The sequence below is a fragment of the Olivibacter ginsenosidimutans genome (assembly GCF_039542865.1).
GTDB classification, from domain to species: domain Bacteria; phylum Bacteroidota; class Bacteroidia; order Sphingobacteriales; family Sphingobacteriaceae; genus Olivibacter; species Olivibacter ginsenosidimutans.
Genome location: NZ_BAABIQ010000032.1, coordinates 43,369 through 58,193, shown reverse-complemented (window position 1 = coordinate 58,193; position 14,825 = coordinate 43,369). Strand labels below are relative to the sequence as shown.

Genomic DNA, 14,825 nt, shown 5'->3' with positions numbered 1-14,825 from the left:
AATATCTTATCTTAAAGGGTTATAACGCTTTTATTTTCACATTTTTAAAGTAAACCACATCACCATGATCTTGAAGCATGATGTGTCCTTTGTTTACAGCGCCGAAGGCAGGTTTGGCATCTTTGAATTTACTTAATTGCCTTGCCTTTTCGAAGTCGGCACTTTTACGATCAAACTTAATACCTTCTGGTAGTTAGATATTGGATGACATAGCTATCAGGGATTTTTAAATTGATAATCTATATGGTTTATGTTTACGAAGCTACTAAATGATTTTAACGTTTCTTTAATATTAACAAAAAAAATCGTGTCGAACTTATAATGACTTCATATTAATACTACATTACACTTTGGGTTTAAAGTTTAAGCATTTGGATTTTACTGCCTTGCAGGCTATTTAAATAGCGTAAAACAGACGTATTGCCTATTGCTGAATTTAGACTAATGGTTTTGATTCCTGTTATATTCCTAGTAGAAATCGTTACCTTTGTGCTCTTTTTCAGTTCTAGAACTGCTAAAAATAGGCTATTAACATGATTTACCCGGAAAATGCCGTTGATAAATTGGGTTTTACCGAAATCAAGGCACTGATAAAAACATATTGTTTGAGTGAGATGGGGCGGCAGATGGTAGACAAGATCCAGCCGATGCACCAATTTGACCAGATTAATAAATTTATGCGACAAACGCATGAGTTTAAAGAAATATTAGTAAACGATGCCCCTTTACCAATAGAACATCTATATGCTATCCGTAACTTGGCCGAAAAGGCTAGGGTAGAAGGGGCCTTTCTAACGGAGGAAGAGTTTTTTCATGTGCTGCTTTCGTTAAAAACGGTATATGCCGTAATTCGTTATTTTAATGAGCGTGCAGGACAGTATCCTAATCTCGAAGCCTTATTTGAACATTTACCGATAGAGAAATCGGTAGTCGCCGCTATAGAACGTGTAATAGATATCAAAGGCAAAATTAAATCCAATGCTTCACCTGCATTGGCAGAGATTATTATAGGTATAGCAAAGGCAGAACAGGAGGCACGAAAACGTATTGACCAGGTCTTTAAAAGCGCCCAGGGTAGTGGTTGGACTGCAGATGGCAACCTTACGGTAAGGGACGGGCGACTTTGTATTCCACTTTTGTCCGAGAATAAACGTAAGGTGAAAGGTTTTATACACGATGAATCGGCTACAGGACAAACCGTATTTATTGAACCAGAGGAAGTATTCCATTTAAACAATAAAGTGCGTGATCTGGAGTTCGATAAAAGAAGAGAAGTTATTCGGATACTCATCGCACTTACCGATACGCTTCGTCCGAATATACCTTTATTATTGGCTTATCACAGTTTATTGAGTAAGTTGGACTTTGTACGTGCGAAAGCTTTATTTGCATTGGAATTGGAGGCCGAAATGCCCCAATTAACCAAAGAGGCTGCCTTAGAATTAAGGAATGCCCGGCATCCACTGCTATTGCTTAATTTTAAAAAAGAGAAGCAAACCGTTGTGCCGTTGAATGTGAAGATTGACGAACAGCAACGGGTTATAGTGGTTTCAGGACCTAATGCCGGCGGTAAATCGGTAGCGATGAAAACAATCGGACTGCTACAGCTCATGGCACAGTCGGGCTTGCTAATTCCCGCCGACGAATCGTCTACGATTGGTATTTTTAGACAATTCTTTGCCGATATAGGAGACGATCAATCCATCGAGAGCGATTTAAGTACTTATAGTGCGCATTTGTCTAAGATGAAGTATTTTGCGGAGCATGCAAACGGTAAAACCCTAGTATTCATTGATGAATTTGGTACCGGAACGGATCCGCAGTTTGGCGGCCCTATTGCCGAGGCAGTACTCGAAGTATTAAACCGAAAAAAAATAAGAGGTGTAATCACAACACATTATTCTAACCTTAAAAATTTTGCTAATGCCACAGAAGGCTTAGAAAATGCTTCTATGTTGTTTGACAATGCTGCCATGCGCCCCTTATATATTTTGGAAACGGGAAGACCGGGTAGTTCGTATGCTTTTGAAATTGCACAAAAAATAGGTCTACCTACTGATGTGCTACAAGCAGCCAAACAGAAAATAAGTGCACAACAAAAAAAGGTAGATGCCTTATTGGTTGATTTAGAGCGAGAGAAAAAGAACATCTACGATGCCAAAAGGATATTGGAGCAACGAGCGGGAAACCTGGATAAATTGCAGCAAGAAAACGAAAGTCTACAACATTATCTGGATGAAAATAAGAAGACAATTCTAAAACAGGCCAAATTAGAAGCACAGGAAATTATTAAAAATGCCAATAAACTGGTAGAGAACACAATTGCCGAAATTAAGCAGCATCAAGCAGATAAAGAAAAGACGAAAGAACTTCGGCAAAATCTGCACCATGTACTCAAAGAACATCATGTACCGGAAGCAAAAGTAAAAGCAGCAGCTAAAGTCGCTACCGATCAGGAAATCAAAATTGGCGATTGGGTAAAGATAACCGAATCTGGAAATATAGCGCAAGTATTGGAAGTTGCTAAAGATAACCTGATTTTGGCTATGGGTGATCTCCGCTCGGTTGTTAAACGTAAAAGGGTAGAGAAGCTTGCCGATAAACAAGTGCCTAAAGAAGTGAAACGTACCAATCGTTCCATAGGCTCGGAGGAATTATCTGGTTTTTATCCGGAACTAGACGTTCGTGGTATGCGGACAGAAGATGCTATTCAAGCGATCGAAAAACACTTTGATAAAGCCGTCATGATGGGTTTTCCTAGCCTAAAAATTATTCATGGAAAAGGAGATGGTATTCTTCGCAAGATGATTCGCGATTATTTGCGGAAGTATACACAGGTAAATCGGATGGAAGATGAACATCCTGATAGAGGAGGAGACGGAATAACCTATGTGTATTTAAATTAAAAAATTAAAGCAAAAAGCTTGCTTCCTGTAGGGATGGCCCGCCTCCCGTAGGGACGGTGAAAAAATCGAAGGGCTCATTGATACCTATACGGCTGCTAGGCTTTCGGGCATTTTTTACAACGCTTGCCTTTCTTGTATTTTTTGCAGCATTTTTTAAAATCACAGCAAGAAAGATAAGGGTTAAATCCTTTATTGTTTTCAGGATCTAAAGGGTTCTCCTGGAAAAAGGTTTCCATAACGCTCAATTCGTTCATCTTCATCTGTTTGCGCTACAAACTTAGATAAATTTGGGTTTATATGCAAACTAATTATGTTTACTATAAAACCGAATTTATTGGTTTTCCTAAACTGTTCCTCACCCCCAAATTATATTATCTTCAAATTTATACCCTCCTCGCTTCGAATTCCTACCTTCTTCATACGATCTTCACTACCAAGGTATGCCCATCTAAATGCTAAGCTATAGATATAACACTAATAAATAAAATATTTAACTAATATTAATCCATATAAAGCTTCAAAATTATGGACTCATATTGGACTTATATTGGACTCACTATGGACTCATTTGCTACTTACACATAATTTGGTATCCTCTTTGTCTATCCTTGTACGGAGAAAATACGAAACTGGTAAGAAGTCAATCTGAAATGTTCTTGCAGTTTAAGCAAATATCCCAATATACTCATTAATTTTTTATAGCTGTTATAAGTGTAAATTTTGTATATTGCTATTCATACAGCCAATTTTTAAACGATAGCGCATGATTAACAAAGTAGTCGATAATGCGGAAGAAGCAATACAGGATATCCAGCATGGGATGACCTTGATGTTAGGAGGCTTTGGACTTTGCGGAATACCTGAAAATTGTATTGCAGCATTGGTAAAAAAGGGTGTTAGGGAGCTTACCTGCATTTCCAATAATGCTGGAGTCGATGATTTTGGGATTGGATTGCTTTTGCAAAAGCATCAAGTGAAAAAAATGATTGCCTCCTACGTAGGGGAGAATGCTGAATTTGAACGGCAATTGCTTTCTGGTGAGTTGGAAGTTGAATTGATACCGCAGGGTACCTTAGCTACGCGTTGCTTGGCAGCAGGTTATGGGATGCCCGCGATATTTACCCCAGCGGGTGTGGGTACAGAAGTTGCTATAGGGAAAGAAGTGAGAAATTTTAATGGAAAAGATTATTTATTGGAAATGGCGTTTGAAGCCGATTTCGCTATTGTAAAGGCTTGGCGTGGCGATACCGCTGGAAATTTAATTTTTCGATCAACTGCTCGAAATTTTAATCCTATCATGGCCATGGCGGGTAAAGTCACCATCGCCGAAGTGGAGGAGCTCGTTCCCATAGGTACACTCGATCCTGATCAAATTCATGCGCCCGGAATTTATGTACATCGGATCTTTCAAGGAAAAAATTATGAGAAAAGGATTGAGAAGAGAACGGTGCGTGAATAGTAGTTGAGTAGTGATAGTAGTTTAGTAGTTAAGTAGTGATAGTTGATAGAAGAATAAGAATTACGTTAAAATAATAATTAATGAACACTTTTGAGAATTTAGAAGTATGGAAAAGCTGCAGAGCATTAAGGAAGCGTTTGAATCATATTACTCAAGAATTTTCTAGTGATGAAAAATATAGACTAGCCGATCAAGTAAAAAGGGCCAGTCGATCTGTTACGGCCAATATAGCTGAGGGGTATGGTCGATTTCATTACCAGGAAAACATTCAATTTTGCCGACAAGCGAGAGGTTCATTGTATGAGATTTTAGATCATTTAATTTGCACTTTAGATGAGCAATACATTGACAACAATATATTTGACACATATAAGGCTGATTTAGAAAAATGCGTAGCGCTCTTAAATGGGTACATCCTTTATTTGAAAAGAAGAAAAGAAGTAGATAAGCCGTAGTAGTAACAACTCAACAACTTAACGACTCAACAATTCAACGATATGTTAACCAAAGAAGGAATTGCCAAACGGATAGCGCAGGAAATAAAAGATGGATACTATGTTAACTTGGGTATAGGAATCCCAACCTTGGTTGCCAATTATATTCCAGCAGATATCCAAGTGGTATTGCAGTCGGAAAATGGCCTATTGGGCATGGGTCCTTTTCCTTTAGCAGGGGAAGAAGATCCCGATCTAATCAATGCAGGTAAACAAACGGTTACTACCTTGCCAGGATCGGCTATTTTTGATTCGGCAATGAGCTTTGGCATGATCCGTGCTCAAAAGGTAGACTTGACTATTTTAGGGGCTATGGAAGTTTCGGAGGTAGGAGACATTGCCAACTGGAAAATCCCTGGCAAGATGGTTAAAGGGATGGGGGGAGCGATGGACTTGGTGGCGGCCGCCAAAAATATCATTGTGGCCATGCAACAAGTGAATAAAGCTGGAGAAAGCAAATTATTGACACGATGTAACCTGCCACTTACAGGTATTAGGTGCGTACGTAAAATCGTTACCGAGATGGGGGTGTTTGAAGTCGATCATAAACATGGCGGATTTCGCCTCTTAGAACGAGCCCCTGGCTTAAGTATTGATGAAATTCGAAATGCAACCGCGGGAAAATTTGTCGCTGCTGATGATACCCCCGAAATGAAAATTTAATTGAGCTATTAGATGTGAGACCGCTGTCTTTAAAGATTGCACAAAACATTAACTACTACCCAACGACTCAACAACTATACCACTCAACTAATCGCAAAAGAGCTTTTGTCTAAGTTCCGTAGAAATTTCATCCGTAACCCGGATCATCATCTGGTTATCATCGGTATTATTTTCAATGACACGATTGCAGGTGGCTTGGTAGGGAAGAAGGTATTCCGCAAAACTGGGTAAAACGTGGTTGTACCATTTGTATTTTACATCTTCCTCAAAATAACCACGTTCTACCAAGTCACGTTTTAGTCGTCGCTGTAATGCTATCCCCTCATCTGCATGTAAGAATATACGTTCATTCAATAGTTCATTGATCTCATCAAAATGGAAGATAAACAAACCTTCAACGATTAGTAGGGGAGCAGGTTTTATTTCGAGTAGTTTTGGCTTTATTGCGGGGTTGTTAAAGGTATATTCCTCTTTATAAACCGTCTCTCCATGAATTAAAGCATTAATATCATGGAAAAAAAGTTCCCTGTTAATGGCTTTAGGAACATCAAAATTATACAATTTATTTTCTTCCTGCGTTTTGGTATTTGCAGGCAGGTAATAATCATCCTGAGAAATTAAAGTAACTTCCTGTGCTTTAAAATGATTGAGAAAACACTTCAAAAAAAACGTTTTCCCTGATCCGCTACTACCAGCAATACCAATAACATAGGGTTTTTTAGACATCGTAATGCTTAACGTTTAGTGGTTGAGTAGTAAAGTAGTGATAGTTGTTGAGTAGTAATAGTTGTTAAGTAGTAATAGTAGATAGTAACTCAACCACCTCACGATTCAACTACCCCACGACTCAACTAATAACTAATATTTACCCGAAATCTCCGATCAATAACACCAATCAGTGAAGCAACCGATTTGGAGATAACAATGATGGCGTCCTTGTTGTCTGAGGTTTCATTAAATTTTCCTACTACTTTTGCGTAGGTAGTACGGTTCGTCATCGGATTGGTAATTTTAATAACTGTTCCAATAGGTGCAGCATTGTGTAACGCTAGCATTTTTCCGGACTCGCCATTTAGATCGTCCATCCAAACGCCAATGCCGCTTGCTGTTACTTGTTTAATACCATAACGGTTAGCAGGTGTACTGTCTTCTTTTGGAGTTTCGGTAGTGTCTTCTTTGTTTGTCGTTAATTCGTCAACTTTGTTTGAAGCAGTATTCAACTCATCGTCACTGATCACCTTTTTTTCTACAGCTGGATCCGTAGCGGCCTTTTCTACTGACGTGTTTGGAATTTTGATTACCTGATCAGCTTTTAACGAATTGTCGGTTAAATTATTAGCCTTTTTTATGGCATCGACACTAACGCCGAAACGTTTTGAAATCGCAAAGAGTGTTTCTTTAGCACCAACTTTGTATTCAATAGATTCTGTTGATTGTGATGACAGTGCTGTTCCCCCGTCTTTAGCTGCTTGATCGGATTTGTTTTTTACTGCAGCAATCGGTTGTTCAGATTCAAATGGTTGGCCCGTGGGAATCTTAACAATATCTCCCGCCTTAAGTGATTTATTGGTGTTGAAATCGATAATGTCTTTCGGTGTTAAATGGTATTTCCTCGCTAAAGAATAATAAGATTCTTTGGATTCCAATTTATGTAAAATGACTTTTTTGCCATTTTGATTTTCAACACCGATTGAATCTCTACTGATTAAGTTATGGGCTAAGCCGGTATGGCCAATGAATATACAGATGGCGGAAACGCCTATTTTTTTTATGATTTTATTTCTCTTCATATGGAATGCAATTATACAAAATACGAAACAATTTCCTGTTTATTATTTCGGATAAAAAACAATTGTTGGTTAACTAGGAAAAAAGTTTCTGGTAATAATTGATGCAGCTGATCGACAATGCATTCATTGAAAATGATTTTGCCTGCATCGAAGACTGATAGTAGTAAGCGGAAACCTTTTTCTTGATGTACATGATATGCCCAAAATTCGCGCGTGCCACTAGTTGCCCTAAAATAGGGACCGGCAAGTGCTGTGTGGGCTAATAGAGGGATAGTAGGCGTATCGGTCGTTGGTTGGGCTACTTGTATCGACCGCTGTAACGGGCGTAATTTTTCCAGCTTTGTGCGCGATATTCGCGTATGGCCTGTATAACTATCTAAGACACTGATGTCGTTTGCACCCATAAAGCCTTGTTTAACAGCTATTCCCTCCATTAATAGTTCTTGAAACTGTAGATTAAATCGTTCCCATAATATTTTTCCGGTATCAATTGATAGGGCAGCCAAAGCACTTGTTTGCCCTTGGTTTGGCTGTGGATAATGGTGTAGCAGCACTTGATGGGCTGTCACAGCAGCTAACGTCCACCAACGGTCGCCATAGCTAATAGCGTCTGCTAGCAACTGTCCACTCGAATAATGGATGACACTGAATCTTGGAATACCTTCCGTTGTCCTCCATTCGAGTGCGAGTAGCTCAGCTGGCTCATAAATATCCATCTTCCAGATAAGACCATCAAAGCGGTGGGAAAAAGCTTCTGTCATGATTGAACAATTAGCCAATTAGCGAATTCGCTAATTGAAAAATGCTTATCTTTATAAAGGCGTTCTACAAACACTTTTGTAGAAACGGTTGTTTCTGTTGCAAACTTATGTAAAATTTTGCATTCTCGAACACAAAATAGCAATACATGCGATCGTGCGTAATCGCTTTACACATGTAGATGGATTGTCTAAGAGTATTGAAAGCGGGTTTTTATAATTGAAGGTAAAGGATAAAATTTTTAAGTAATCAAGTGATATGATTGAAGTAATCAACTTCCTTAAGTATTTGCGTAGCCTTAGTTTAATAATGCTTTGGTCTATGGTTACTTTAGTAGCCCAAGGACAGCAGCAAAATACGTTATACCAATTCCATTTAAATGGAGAGGTAGGTCCCGCCGCTTGGAGAAGAACAGATGAAGCGTTTAAAGATGCACAGCAAAAAAAAGCAACTATTGTGCTGATTGAAATTAATACCTATGGAGGTGCATTAAACTATGCAGACTCTATCCGTACAAAAATTTTAAATGCACCTATGAAAACCATTGCTTTCATTAATCACAACGCGGCATCTGCTGGAGCCTTAATCGCTTTGGCTTGTGATAAAATATATATGATAAAAGGGGCAAGTTTAGGAGCATCAAGTGTGGTCAATCCTGAAGGCGAACTTATGCCGGAGAAATACCAATCGTATATGCGTAGTTTAATGCGGGCAACCGCTGAAGCCAAAGGACGTAACCCCAAAATAGCTGAGGCATTTGTCGACCCAGATGTGGCTCTTCCCGACATAAAAGAGGCTGGTAAAGTGCTCACTTTAACGACAGCGGAGGCGGTAAAAACCGGACTGGCTGATGGGGAAGTAGATAGTTTTGCCGAAATTTTAACTAAAGAAAATTTAGGTGATCCCTTGGTGTTACGCTATAAAACAACCTGGGTAGACCAAGTCATCGACTTCCTCATTAATCCCGCTGTGAGCGGAATTTTAATTCTATTAATTATTGGCGGCATTTATTTCGAAATGCAAAGCCCAGGTATTGGCTTTGCTTTGGTCGTAGCAATTTTAGCGGCATCATTGTTTTTTGCCCCGCTGTATATTCAGGGATTAGCAGATAATTGGGAGGTAGCGCTCTTTATTGTAGGTTTAATTTTGCTACTTCTAGAAATTTTTGTCATTCCTGGTTTTGGTGTGGCCGGCATATTGGGTATCATAGCCGTGGTATGTGGTTTAGCATTCAGTATGGTTCCAAATGAGCACTTTGATTTTATGCCGGCGGAGCCGAATCAGCTCATGACATCCTTTATCATTGTGGTAGCCTCCACCATTGGTGCGATTATTCTTTGCGTGATTTTTGGAAAAAGTATGCTTAAAACCAGCGCTTTCAAACGCTTAGTGTTAGCCGATGAACAACAATCAGATATGGGTTATGTCTCTTCTGTTAAAGATCCAGGAATGATCCATAAGGAAGGAATCGCTAAAACAGCATTGCGCCCATCAGGAAAAATTGAAATCGATGGAAAGTGGTACGATGCCATAGCTTTAGATGGATTTATTGAGAAAGATACACCGATTTATGTAGAAAAACACGAGAATTATAATCTATTCGTCAGAAAGAAAAAAGACGAGCAGGTTTATTAAACAAAATGCTTTTTGTGCTGTTCTCTTAAAAGTTATAGTAAATAAAATATACATAAAACATATGAATCCCAAAGCAATAAGTTTAGAAGAGAAAAAATTGAGACCGGTAGTTGATCATTTGAATGATTTACTAGCAAACTACCATGTGCATTACCAGAAACTTCGTGGTTGTCATTGGAATGTGCGGGGATCCCATTTCTTCACCTTGCACGCCAAATTTGAAGAACTGTATAACAATGCCATTACTACTATAGACGAATTAGCAGAACGAATATTGACTTTAGGAAAGTCGCCCTTGAGCAGATATCAAGATTATTTGGAAACTGCAGAAATTAAGGAAATCGATACTATTGGTATGTCTGATATCGATTTGGTAAAGGCAGTGGTTGACGACTTGGAAGTATTAATTGCTTTGCAACGTGATCTTTTAGAAATAACGGATGAAGCGAACGATGAAGGGTCTAATGATATGGTCAACGCCTTTATGCAATTTAACGAAAAGCAAAACTGGATGTTGAGGGCTTTTTTAAATAAGCGGTAATTAAAGGATTTGATTTAGGATAATGAAGTTCCGATCAACTTTTCTGATCGGAACTTTTATTTTGCTATTAATTTTTTACTTCATTATAAATCTTTAACCCTTAGTCTACTTCTATCTGCTTGCAAAGCGATCTCCATCCAATTTTGCTTTCCTTTTAACCTTCATCATGCTTCTTTAACCCCAATTCAGCAATAGGCTGTATGCTTTAATCTATTGGCACGGTTTGCAAGTCGATAAATCGGTAGATGCTTATTGCTTAAAGCCTACAGCGTATGCGGGTTTAAAGACATCCCGCAATGCCTCATTATTATATTGTAGACGTCAAAAATGGAACAGCTTCAAGTAATTATTATCTTTGCCTATATTACTGATAAAAAGTACCATTCATGAAGAAGATATTATTAACGTTCCTTTCTATAATTACGATCATATGCGTTTATGCACAAGAATATCATTATGCATTAGATCTCAATCATTTACAAGGTGATACACTTTCCGTTACACTGCAAACTCCTCCACAAAAAGAAAAGAAGATCCTTTTTAATCTGCCGAAAATTATTCCGGGAACTTATGCGATTAGCAACTATGGGACTTTTGTAAGTGACGTAAAAGCATTTGACAAAAAAGGAAAACTATTGCCTGTTGCGCGCCTCGATACTAACCGTTGGGAAATCAAAAAAGCAAATAAGTTAGTTAAAATCACCTATACGGTTGAAGATATCTTCGATACGGAGCAAGAACACGCCGTTTACCCGATGGCAGCGACTAACTTTGAGGCTAAAAATGTGGTGTTGCACACACCTGGTATTTTTGGATACCTTGAAGGTCAAAATCAGTTACCTTTTTCGATAACTATTGATAAACCGAGCAGCTTTTATTCGTCTACGAGTGCTATGCCTACTAGTCATACCGAAACACAGGATGTTTTTAACATGAAAAGTTTGGATGAATTGTATGATACGCCCATTATGTATGGCATACCCGATACGGCTACTGTCAAGGTTGGTAATTGCGATGTATTGGTGTCCGTTTATTCTCCTCACCAACAGGTGCATGCTAAGCAAATTGCCGGATGGTTGTCTGATCTGCTACAGGGAGCTAGAACATATTTAGGCGGTAAATTACCGGCAAATCGGTATGCTTTTCTTTATTATTTTAAGTCACCGGAAGTTAAACAGTCCTTTAAGGGAGGTATTGGCGGGGCTTTGGAACACCCAACATCTTCTTTTTATTACTTGCCAGAAATGCCTGCGGAGCAAATGAAAAAGCTTCTTGTAGACGTGTCCTCTCATGAATTTTTTCATATCATTACGCCGCTAACCATCGCCTCGAAGGAAGTGAAAGAATTTAACTACCAAGAACCCGTATTATCCGAGCACTTATGGTTGTATGAAGGCAGCACGGAATATACGGCACATCATGTGCAAGTGAAGAGTGGTTTAAATACGACACAACAGTTCTTGGATAAATTGTCTGATAAAATCCGCACCTCCCGAGAACAATATAATGATACCTTGGCCTTTACTAAATTAAGTAAATATGCAGCAAGCACTTATGCCGATCAATATGGCAATGTCTATCAAAAAGGTGCCTTAATTGCTGCTTGCCTAGATCTGTATTTGCTCCATTTATCAGAGGGAGGTTATGGACTGAAAAACTTAACGCACGATCTGGGGGTTCGTTTTGGAAAAGATAAATATTTTTTAGACGATGAGCTGTTTGATGAAATTGAGCAACTAAGTTACCCTGAGATCAAGCAGTTTCTGCTAACATATGTACAAGGAAATACGCCCATACCTTATGGCGAATTCTTTGGATTTGCAGGTATTCGTTTTGATCCTTCCGCAGAACATATGCTTACCTTAGATGCTCAAGCAGACGCTGGTCAGTTGCTTGTGCGAGAAGCTTGGTTAGGACAGTGAGCGTTTGGTTATTAATTATAGTTGCGAGTTGTGCGTTATTAGTGATGGTTTATAGCTTATGGCTAAATAGTTTACAGCCCATTTACCGCTTTTTACTTAGCACGTAATAACGTAGAGCTTTTTTTACTTTTGAATTTTTAATTTTCATTACATGAATTTTCGTTTAGTCTTATCAGTTTGCTTCATTTATTGTTGGATACCATCGTCGGCGCAAGATCTTTATCTACCTAGAAATATTAAAATGGCTTACGAACGGGGAACGCGCGATGTGAGTGGAAAGCCGGGAAAAAACTACTGGCAAAATAAGGGCGTTTATCAAATGGATTTGCAGGTAGATGATGAAACAAAGGTAGTCACCGGAACAGAGACGATTACCTATAGCAACAATAGTCCGGATACCTTAAAGTCATTAGCCATTCGTTTTGTCAATAATATCCATAAACCTCAAGCGCCTCGTAGTGGTTATGTAAGTGCCGATTTTCTTTCCGAAGGTTTAACCATAAGCCATCTTAGCATAAATGGAAAAACATACCCAATAGATGCTAGCGATTGGGGAACGGTGGGCACGATCAAGTTAAACGAAGTGATCATGCCAAAAAGCAATGCTACAATAGAAATTGCCTGGACTTATCCTTTGTCTAAGCAAAGTGGCAGGGAAGGGCAGATTGATGCGAATACCTTTTACGTGGCTTATTCTTATCCCCGCGTATCGGTATACGATGACTATAATGGATGGGATATGATTCCGCATACTGACCGTGGCGAGTTTTACAACGACTTTAATGATTATACTTTTACGGTTAAGGCACCCAAAAACTATGTCGTATGGGCTACAGGTGACTTTTTAAACCCTGACGAGGTACTGCAGGCCCCAATTGCATCGAGATTAAAAGAATCGTATAAAAGCGATCAGGTTATTCATGTAGCAACAGCTGAGGAGATGAAAGCAGGAAAAGTAACAACACAACAGTCTTGGAATATTTGGAAGTTTAAGGCCGAGCATATTCCGGATGTGTGTTTTGCTTTGAGCAACCATTATGTTTGGGATGCCTCAAGTGTGGTGGTCGATCCCAAAACCAAGCGTAGGGCAAGCACCCAAGCCGCCTATAGCGAAAGCAGTATAGATTTCGTGAACTCTGTTAAGTACAGTAGCTATGCGCTGAGCTGGTTCTCTAATCACTGGCCTGGTGTTCCTTACCCTTATAGCAAAATGACGGCAGTACAAGGCTTTGCAGATATGGAATATCCAATGATGGTGAACGATTCGGAAACCGGCAATGATGCTTTCGGACGTTTTGTGCAAGATCATGAGATTGCGCATACCTACTTCCCTTTTTATATGGGTACCAACGAAACCCGTTATGCTTATATGGATGAGGGCTGGGCAACCACGTTGGAATATTTGATCGCTTTGAGCTATAATGATAAAAAAAGCGCAGATGAAAATTATAAAAATTTCAGAATAAAAAGTTATATCAATGATCCCTCAACAGAAGAAGATCAACCTATCATTTCGATGTCAAACCAAGTGTCTGGCGTTGGTTATGGACGCAATTCATACGGTAAAGCTTCCCTATCTTATTTGGCTTTAAAAGATTTGCTGGGTGATGCACTTTTTAAAACGGCTTTGCATACGTATATGGATAACTGGAACGGTAAGCATCCTATGCCGTGGGATTTCTTTAATTCTATGAATACAGGCTCGGGTCAAGACTTAAATTGGTTTTTCCAAAACTGGTTTTTTACGAACAATTATATCGATTTGAAAGTCGGCGAAGTAAAACAGTTGACTAACAAACTTGCAATAACAGCTGAAAATATTGGGGGCTTTGCCATTCCTTTTGATGTAGTGATTAGCTATGCTGATGGGTCAGAAGAACGCCAACATTTTACACCTTCCGTTTGGAAGGATCATCCCAAAACGATTCACTTGCAGGTGCAAACCAAGAAGGGTATTGTAAAATCCGTATATTTAGATGGAGGCATATTTATGGACGCAACGCCAAAAGATAATAACTGGAAAGAAAACGGGTAATGAAAAGCCATCCATTAAGAAAGCAGATTGAAGAAATTGTCCAATTAACGGATGAAGAATTTACATTCGTTTTGGAACATTTTCGAAGCAAAAGATTCAAAAAACATCAGATCGTGCTTCACGATGGGGATTATGCAAATTATGATTTTTTTGTGATCAAAGGGCTAATGAAAGTTTCTCGATTAGATTTGGATGGTAAGGACCATATACTACAATTTGGGATGGAAAACTGGTGGATAACCGATGCTGAAGCCTTTCATCATAAAAGCAAGTCAACCCTTATGGTCACCTGTTTGGAAGATACAGAAGTAATGGCATTAACACTTGGGAATAAAGAAAAGCTGAGTAGGGAATTGCCCAAAATGCAATACTTCTTTTTAAAAAAGACCACAAATGGGTATATCGCGCTACAAAAAAGAATTTTATGTTTTCTAAGTAGCAATGCCAATGAACGGTATCATAATCTATTAACCATTTATCCTGGGCTCATCCAGCGGGTTCCGAAAGCGATGATTGCTTCTTACCTAGGGGTTACACGCGAAACCTTAAGCCGTCTCTCCAAAATGACGTGATAAACCTCACATCAAATCTTTGACAAATATCCTATAGCATGTAGTATCG

The 14,825-nt window shown here is 38.9% G+C and carries 13 protein-coding genes; 9 read left to right on the top strand and 4 right to left on the bottom strand.

Translation table 11 applies throughout. The features are described from left to right. Nucleotides 1-19 precede the first annotated feature (19 nt). Nucleotides 20-181 carry a 3-keto-alpha-glucoside-1,2-lyase-like domain-containing protein gene (locus ABD930_RS10610; RefSeq protein ID WP_345231729.1) on the bottom strand — a complete coding sequence of 54 codons (162 nt, stop codon included), beginning with the start codon at nucleotides 179-181 and terminating at the stop codon, nucleotides 20-22. 352 nt (nucleotides 182-533) lie between these two features. Here ABD930_RS10610 and ABD930_RS10605 point away from each other — a divergent pair, with 352 nt between their 5' ends. From ABD930_RS10605 to ABD930_RS10590, 4 genes are all read left to right on the top strand, one after another. Beyond that, nucleotides 534-2,906: an endonuclease MutS2 gene (locus ABD930_RS10605; RefSeq protein WP_345231691.1), complete on the top strand. Its 2,373-nt coding sequence runs from the start codon at nucleotides 534-536 to the stop codon at nucleotides 2,904-2,906. 763 nt (nucleotides 2,907-3,669) lie between these two features. Next, nucleotides 3,670-4,365: a CoA transferase subunit A gene (locus ABD930_RS10600; protein WP_345231690.1), complete on the top strand. Its 696-nt coding sequence runs from the start codon at nucleotides 3,670-3,672 to the stop codon at nucleotides 4,363-4,365. An 80-nt stretch (nucleotides 4,366-4,445) separates the two neighbouring features. Beyond that, a complete protein-coding gene (locus ABD930_RS10595) occupies nucleotides 4,446-4,820 on the top strand; it encodes a four helix bundle protein (RefSeq protein WP_345231689.1) in 375 nt (124 codons plus the stop codon). A gap of 42 nt (nucleotides 4,821-4,862) precedes the next feature. Next, nucleotides 4,863-5,522 carry a 3-oxoacid CoA-transferase subunit B gene (locus ABD930_RS10590; RefSeq protein WP_345231688.1) on the top strand — a complete coding sequence of 220 codons (660 nt, stop codon included), beginning with the start codon at nucleotides 4,863-4,865 and terminating at the stop codon, nucleotides 5,520-5,522. Between the two features lie 87 nt (nucleotides 5,523-5,609). Here the strand turns inward: ABD930_RS10590 and ABD930_RS10585 are convergent, their stop codons facing one another. From ABD930_RS10585 to ABD930_RS10575, 3 genes are all read right to left on the bottom strand, one after another. After that, nucleotides 5,610-6,248, bottom strand: coding sequence for a uridine kinase family protein (locus ABD930_RS10585; RefSeq protein WP_345231687.1), 639 nt, complete (start codon nucleotides 6,246-6,248; stop codon nucleotides 5,610-5,612). 125 nt (nucleotides 6,249-6,373) lie between these two features. Beyond that, nucleotides 6,374-7,312 (bottom strand): DPBB and LysM peptidoglycan-binding domain-containing protein, encoded by a 939-nt coding sequence (locus tag ABD930_RS10580; RefSeq protein ID WP_345231686.1) that lies wholly within the window; start codon nucleotides 7,310-7,312, stop codon nucleotides 6,374-6,376. Between the two features lie 11 nt (nucleotides 7,313-7,323). Continuing rightward, nucleotides 7,324-8,073, bottom strand: a complete 750-nt coding sequence (locus ABD930_RS10575; protein ID WP_345231685.1) for a DUF4905 domain-containing protein — start codon at nucleotides 8,071-8,073, stop codon at nucleotides 7,324-7,326. Nucleotides 8,074-8,392: 319 nt separating this feature from the next. On the opposite strand from ABD930_RS10575, the gene ABD930_RS10570 reads away from it, so the two are divergent. From ABD930_RS10570 to ABD930_RS10550, 5 genes are all read left to right on the top strand, one after another. After that, complete coding sequence (locus ABD930_RS10570; RefSeq protein WP_345231684.1) at nucleotides 8,393-9,706, top strand: NfeD family protein; 1,314 nt, start codon at nucleotides 8,393-8,395, stop codon at nucleotides 9,704-9,706. Between the two features lie 61 nt (nucleotides 9,707-9,767). Beyond that, entirely contained in the window at nucleotides 9,768-10,247 is a 480-nt protein-coding gene (locus ABD930_RS10565) for a Dps family protein (protein ID WP_345231683.1), read from the top strand. 386 nt (nucleotides 10,248-10,633) lie between these two features. Further along, the gene (locus ABD930_RS10560) at nucleotides 10,634-12,169 is read left to right on the top strand and encodes a M61 family metallopeptidase (RefSeq protein ID WP_345231682.1); all 1,536 of its coding nucleotides are present in this window, start codon (nucleotides 10,634-10,636) and stop codon (nucleotides 12,167-12,169) included. Between the two features lie 241 nt (nucleotides 12,170-12,410). Then, nucleotides 12,411-14,204: a M1 family metallopeptidase gene (locus ABD930_RS10555; RefSeq protein WP_345231681.1), complete on the top strand. Its 1,794-nt coding sequence runs from the start codon at nucleotides 12,411-12,413 to the stop codon at nucleotides 14,202-14,204. Further along, on the top strand, nucleotides 14,204-14,776 hold the full coding sequence (locus ABD930_RS10550) for a Crp/Fnr family transcriptional regulator (protein ID WP_345231680.1): 573 nt from the start codon (nucleotides 14,204-14,206) through the stop codon (nucleotides 14,774-14,776). The genes ABD930_RS10555 and ABD930_RS10550 overlap by 1 nt, the downstream gene beginning before the upstream one ends. The last annotated feature ends 49 nt before the right edge of the window (nucleotides 14,777-14,825 follow it).

Excerpts from the sequence above, each read along its gene's own strand:
- ABD930_RS10580 (WP_345231686.1), bottom strand. The coding sequence starts at position 7,312 with ATGAAGAGAAATAAAATCATAAAAAAAATAGGCGTTTCCGCCATCTGT.
- ABD930_RS10565 (WP_345231683.1), top strand. The coding sequence starts at position 9,768 with ATGAATCCCAAAGCAATAAGTTTAGAAGAGAAAAAATTGAGACCGGTA.
- ABD930_RS10570 (WP_345231684.1), top strand. The coding sequence starts at position 8,393 with ATGGTTACTTTAGTAGCCCAAGGACAGCAGCAAAATACGTTATACCAA.
- ABD930_RS10600 (WP_345231690.1), top strand. The coding sequence starts at position 3,670 with ATGATTAACAAAGTAGTCGATAATGCGGAAGAAGCAATACAGGATATC.
- ABD930_RS10595 (WP_345231689.1), top strand. The coding sequence starts at position 4,446 with ATGAACACTTTTGAGAATTTAGAAGTATGGAAAAGCTGCAGAGCATTA.
- ABD930_RS10590 (WP_345231688.1), top strand. The coding sequence starts at position 4,863 with ATGTTAACCAAAGAAGGAATTGCCAAACGGATAGCGCAGGAAATAAAA.
- ABD930_RS10550 (WP_345231680.1), top strand. The coding sequence starts at position 14,204 with ATGAAAAGCCATCCATTAAGAAAGCAGATTGAAGAAATTGTCCAATTA.
- ABD930_RS10575 (WP_345231685.1), bottom strand. The coding sequence starts at position 8,073 with ATGACAGAAGCTTTTTCCCACCGCTTTGATGGTCTTATCTGGAAGATG.
- ABD930_RS10585 (WP_345231687.1), bottom strand. The coding sequence starts at position 6,248 with ATGTCTAAAAAACCCTATGTTATTGGTATTGCTGGTAGTAGCGGATCA.
- ABD930_RS10560 (WP_345231682.1), top strand. The coding sequence starts at position 10,634 with ATGAAGAAGATATTATTAACGTTCCTTTCTATAATTACGATCATATGC.
- ABD930_RS10555 (WP_345231681.1), top strand. The coding sequence starts at position 12,411 with ATGGCTTACGAACGGGGAACGCGCGATGTGAGTGGAAAGCCGGGAAAA.
- ABD930_RS10605 (WP_345231691.1), top strand. The coding sequence starts at position 534 with ATGATTTACCCGGAAAATGCCGTTGATAAATTGGGTTTTACCGAAATC.